Here is a 5,427-nt window from a genome sequence, read left to right as displayed (position 1 = left end):
TCTCAAGATTGGTGTCGCCTGTCAGTGCCGCCCGTGCGAACTTGCGCGAGAGTGCGGCCGGCGCCTTCTCCCGCCCACCGTCCCAAGTGCCGTGCGGGCCGTAGACGTTGTGATACCGGGCGATTCTGGTCTGCAGCCCGAAGTCCTCGCGGTAATGCCGGGCCATGCGCTCGGTAAAGAGCTTCTCCCATCCGTAGCCGTCCTCCGGCTGTGCGGGGTACGCGTCTTCTTCACGCAGTGCGATGACGTTAGAGGACGTTTGATGTCCGGCAGCATAAACGCAGGCTGAGCTGCTGTAGAAGAACCGCTCAACGCCTGCTTCCTGCGCTGCCATGAGCATGTGAGTGCTGGTGAGCACAGTCAGCATGCAGGCCGCCTTGTTGTTCTCAATGAAGCCCATGCCGCCCATGTCGGCGGCGAGGTTGTAGACGTACTGCACGCCCCGGTTGACCTCGCGAGCCGTCTCCAGCAGGGAGCAGTCGCCCTGGATGTTCTCCGCCTCCGGGTGCACCTGGTACCACTCTGCAAAAGGCTTGCGGTCTACTGCCCGGACTGATTGTCCGTCTTTGAGGAGTTGGGCCACCAAATGGCCTCCGATGAATCCACCAGCCCCCGAAACAAGTGTGGTCATTGCCTTGCCTTTCTCAATTTTTGTAGAACAGAAACCCTTGGTTTGTCAGTAGGCCCCGACCGGATTGATGAGCATCTTTGCTGTGCGCCAAAGGATGATCAGGTCTCCGGCCAGCGACCAGTTTTCGACGTAGTACAAATCCAGGCGGACGCTGTCGCGCCAGTTCAGCTCCGATCTCCCATTGATCTGCCACATGCCTGTCAGGCCCGGTTTGATGTAGAGCCGCCGGAGCACCTTGTGGTGGTAGTTGTCGACCTCGCGCTGCAGCGGGGGCCGTGGACCGACCAGGCTCATGTCGCCCTTAAGGACGTTCCAGAATTGCGGCAGTTCGTCGAGGGAGTGCTTGCGCATCCAGCGGCCGACCCCGGTGACCCGCGGATCGTTGTGCATCTTGAAGAGCACACCCGCGCCCTCATTGTGTTCCAGGAGCCCGGCGAGATCGTCCTCCGCGGTTTCGACCATTGACCGAAATTTCAGCATGTTGAATTTCTCACCGCCGCGACCCACCCGTTCCTGCCTGAAGATCACGGGCCCGGGGCTGTCCCGCTTGATCATCACCCCGAGGACCAGGAACACAGGGATGAGCGCCACCAGGGCCGCGGCGGCCAATGTGATGTCGAATAACCTCTTCAGAGCATGCTTGGCGCCGGCGTACTGCGGCAGTTCCACGTGCATGAGGGGCAGGCCCTCCACGGGACGGGAGTGGATCCGGGGACCGGCGACGTTGGTCAGTCCGGTGGTGAGGATCAACTGGGTGGACGACTGTTCCAGCTTCCATCCGAGTCGTTGTATGTAACGGCTGCCGCCCTTCATGGGTCCGGCCACGATGACAGCATCGGCGTCCACGGAAGCCACCGCTTCCACGACGCTCCGCTCGTCTCCAATGACGTTGAGGACATGGCTGCCCTGGGTGAAGGTGCCGGCGCCGGCGGACCCGGAAAGTGCGACACCCACGACCTTGTACGCCGCACCGGACTTCTTTTCGATCTGGCTGACGACGTACCGGACGTCATTCGGCCGGCCCAGCACGATCACACGCGAAAGGTAATGGCCGTGAACCCGCTGCCTGGACAGCCACTGACGCATGCTCCAGCGTGCCGCCAGCAGGCCGGTCAGCCCGGCGGGCAGGGCGAGCGCGAAGAATCCCCGGGCCACGTCGATATTCAGGACAAAGCAAACCAGAGCGATGAGGCCCAGAAGCATTGCGCTTGCGCTGACGACCCGTCTGTATTCGTCGATTCCGATTCCGACGATCCGCGTGTCCCTGCTCTTGTACAGCCCCAACGCAAGCATCCAGGCGGCCGCGATGACCACGGAAATGTAGAGGTAATCCACTCGGAACTCGCCCACTTGAACCGAACTCACTGTGCTCAACCCGAACCGGGTGATGTGGGCCGCCGCAGTCACTGCCGCAATCACCAGGGCGTCTGCGGCTATCAGAAGATGCCGATAACGGTTTGCCCAACGAATGCCCTCGCGACGGGAGCTGCTCGCAAGCCGGAGTTTCGCCGACCTGAAGTCGGGAAATGGGATGGACGGCGGGGCTAAAGCTGCCGCGCCGGCAGCAGACCTCGGTGAATCTTGCGTTCGTGGGGTGACCCGGACATGATCCGGGGATCGATACCCCGTATGGACCGGAACGCGCTGCTTGAGCTCACTCATGCTTGCCGCCAATAGCGCCAACAGGACCACTGAACCCGGCCGGCTGGCGGCCCTGATGCCGTACCAAACGCCTGGCCCGCGAGGGGCCTTGATCCGGCACGTTTGGGTGGGCAAACCCACCCGTTGGCAACAAAGGACGGGCCACCATCAACTTTTGGTCGTACATGTGAGACCTTCTAGCGACTCGGTTGGCTGTGGTCTCCTCCAGTAAATTCGATGGCTTTGTGCTGCACACGAGTGTGGCCTACCCCTCTTGAGTTGGTGGACCACTCGTCAAATTCGCCGCCACGGGCGGACTACTTGCGCCCATTACCCGGATTCGAGACAGCACTACCCATTTCGGGGTGCGGTTTCGGCTCGCTTTCTGAGCAGATGAACGAGGCGTTCCCACAGCGTTTCGGGGAAATGACGGGCCCGGGGATGCCGGGACCAGCGATCTTCAGAGCGAGGGACACCGCAGGCGCGCCATCCGGTCACAATCGCGCCACCCCGGCGCGGTACCGGCCAGCCGACCGCGGGGTGTACAACCTCGAACTCAGACTGAGGTAATGTAAACCTCGTTGATCGGGACTCACGGCTGGAATTCAGGCCGGTCCCACTGCGGCTGTAGCTCAATGGTAGAGCGCTAGCTTCCCAAGCTTGATACGCGGGTTCGATTCCCGTCAGCCGCTCCAAATGCCCCCACAGCATCCCGGGCTCCTATTAGGTTGCTACCTGTATCGTCGGAAGTCAGGAACCTCTTCGGTTCCGCTACAGGAGCAATCATGGCTGACAAATCCCCCCGTCAAGCAGCATCCAAGAAATCCGGCAAATCCATTAAGGAAAAGCGCGCTGACAAGAGGGCCGCGTCAGCGCCGGCCAGCTCCCTCGATAAAGTGACCGCCGCAAAGACGGCGAGCCCCAAAAAGAAGGGACCCGTTCACCGAATTACCTCACGCTCGGCATCCTCGCCGGCACACGCAAACCGGACGAGCGGCGCCTCCCGATCCACCCCCTGCACCTGGACCGCATCGCGCCGGAGATCCGGGACCGGTTGATCCTCGAGGAAGGCTACGGCGAGCGCTTCGGCCGGTCCGACGCCGAGCTCGCACCCCTCGTGGGGCGCATCGCGCCGCGACAGCAACTGCTGGCGGAAGCCGACGTCGTCCTCCTGCCCAAGCCGCAGCCCGAGGACCTGGCCGAACTCCGGGACGGGCAGGTCCTTTGGGGCTGGCCGCACTGCGTCCAGGACCGGGCCATCACCCAGCTGGCGATCGACAAGAAACTCACGCTGATCGCCTTCGAGGCCATGAACCACTGGGCCAGCGACGGCGGCTTCGGCCTGCATGTCTTCCACAAGAACAACGAGCTCGCCGGCTACTGTTCCGTGCTGCATGCCCTGGCGCTGACCGGTTCCACCGGAGACTACGGCCGTCGACTGAGCGCCGTCGTGATCGGCTTCGGGGCCACCGCCCGCGGCGCCGTGACGGCGCTGAATGCCCACGGTGTCCATGACGTGCAGGTGCTGACCAACCGCGGTGTTGCCGCTGTTGGCTCTCCCATCCACTCGGTACGCATCGCGCAGTTCGACCATGACAGCGAGGCGCCGTTCCTGAGCGAGGTCATCACCGAGCGCGGGCGCGTGCCGCTGGCGCCGTTCCTGGCCGCGAGCGACATCGTGGTCAACTGCACGCTGCAGGACCCCAACGCGCCGCTGACCTACCTGCGCACCGGGGACCTGGCCGCCTTCCGGCCCGGCAGCCTGATCGTGGACGTCTCCTGCGACGAGGGCATGGGCTTCAGCTGGGCGAAAACCACCACCTTCGCCGAGCCGATGTTCAAAGTGGGCGACCACATCGACTACTACGCCGTGGACCACAGCCCGTCCTATCTGTGGAATTCCGCCAGCTGGGAAATCAGCGAGGCGCTGCTGCCGTTCCTCGAGACCGTGGTGTCCGGCCCCGAAGCCTGGGCGGGAAACGAGACCATCCGCCGCGCGATCGAAATCCGCGACGGCGTGGTCCTGAACCCGGATGTGCTGCAGTTCCAGCAGCGGGAAGCCGAGTTCCCGCACCGCCCCTTGGAGCTCTAGGGGCTTCCGCGACGAATTAGGACAGCCGCTGCGTGGATCCACGCAGCGGCTGTCCTTCTTCGGTGCGGAAATCGGTCCGGACGATCCGCAGCACCCGGCGCCGGTCTTTCAGGTCCACTTTGAGCATGAGCTGCCCGCGCCGGGCGAGGACGACGGCGACGGTCGCGGCAGCCAGCACCGGGACGCCGCCGGAGACGAGGACGGCGGTGTGCGGGTCCGCGTGCTCGGCCAGCCAGCCCATCATCGGGCCGCCGATCGCCTGGCCGCCGATCAGCACCATGATGTACAGGCTCATGACCCGCCCGCGGATGGCCAGGTTGGCGCTGACCTGGACCAGCTGGTTCGCGGCGGTCAGGAACATCAGGCACCAGAATCCGGCCAGCACCATGGCCGCGCCGAACCAGGCCATGGACGGTGCCAGGGAAGCCAGGCACAGCATGAGCCCGTACATCCCGGCGCCCAGCACCACGGAGCGCAGCCGCAGGGCGCGCCGCCGGGCCGACGTGATGGCGCCGGCCAGGGCGCCGAGGGCCACGAGCGTGTTGAGCAGCCCGTAGCCGCCGGCACCGGCGTCGTACACGTGGTCCGCGAACGCGGCCAGCAGCACCGGCAGGCTCATCGCGAACACCGCGATGAACCCGGCCATCAGCCAGGGCCAGTAGATGGTGGGCTTGCTGAGCGCATAGTCCAGCCCTTCCCGCAGCATGCCCGGGCGCTTTGCGGCCGGGGTGCTGACATGCAGCTGGTCCTTGCGCAGGCTCAGGAGCATGGCCACCGTGAAGCAGCAGGCCACCGCATTGGCGGCAAAGGCCCAGCCGGCCCCCACGGCGGTCAGCAGGATCCCGGCGATCGCAGGACCGATCAGGCCGCCCAGCTGGAAGATCGTGGAATTCACGCTGATCGCGTTTCGCAGATAGCCGGAGCCCACGAGCTCGTTGACGAACACCTGGCGGGCCGGCTGGTCCAGCACGGTCACGAGGCCCAGAACCAGCGCGATCGCGTAGACGTGTCCCACCTCGATCCGCTGGCCGAGCGCCAGGACGGCAAGGACCGCGGCCAACGC

4 protein-coding genes and 1 tRNA gene are annotated in these 5,427 nt (G+C 64.6%); 2 read left to right on the top strand and 3 right to left on the bottom strand.

Features of this window, described 5'->3' with window-relative positions; all coding sequences use genetic code 11:
* Both LQV45_RS16795 and LQV45_RS16790 read right to left on the bottom strand, forming a co-directional pair.
* On the bottom strand, nucleotides 1-631 hold a 631-nt coding region (locus tag LQV45_RS16795; protein ID WP_230008009.1), incomplete at its 3' end, for an NAD-dependent epimerase/dehydratase family protein.
* Between the two features lie 45 nt (nucleotides 632-676).
* Nucleotides 677-2,293, bottom strand: coding sequence for a sugar transferase (locus LQV45_RS16790; protein WP_223915145.1), 1,617 nt, complete (start codon nucleotides 2,291-2,293; stop codon nucleotides 677-679).
* Between the two features lie 600 nt (nucleotides 2,294-2,893).
* Here LQV45_RS16790 and LQV45_RS16785 point away from each other — a divergent pair.
* Both LQV45_RS16785 and LQV45_RS16780 read left to right on the top strand, forming a co-directional pair.
* A tRNA-Gly gene (locus LQV45_RS16785) sits at nucleotides 2,894-2,967 on the top strand.
* A gap of 269 nt (nucleotides 2,968-3,236) precedes the next feature.
* Nucleotides 3,237-4,364, top strand: coding sequence for a N(5)-(carboxyethyl)ornithine synthase (locus LQV45_RS16780; RefSeq protein WP_230008010.1), 1,128 nt, complete (start codon nucleotides 3,237-3,239; stop codon nucleotides 4,362-4,364).
* A gap of 16 nt (nucleotides 4,365-4,380) precedes the next feature.
* On the opposite strand, the gene LQV45_RS16775 is transcribed toward LQV45_RS16780, so the two are convergent.
* Nucleotides 4,381-5,427, bottom strand: a 1,047-nt coding sequence (locus tag LQV45_RS16775; RefSeq protein ID WP_230008008.1) for an MFS transporter, incomplete at its 5' end; no start/stop codon positions are given.

Source organism: Microbacterium sp. Bi128, assembly GCF_918698205.1.
Note: the sequence above shows the minus strand (reverse complement) of the source record. Positions and strands in the feature narration are given on the sequence as shown.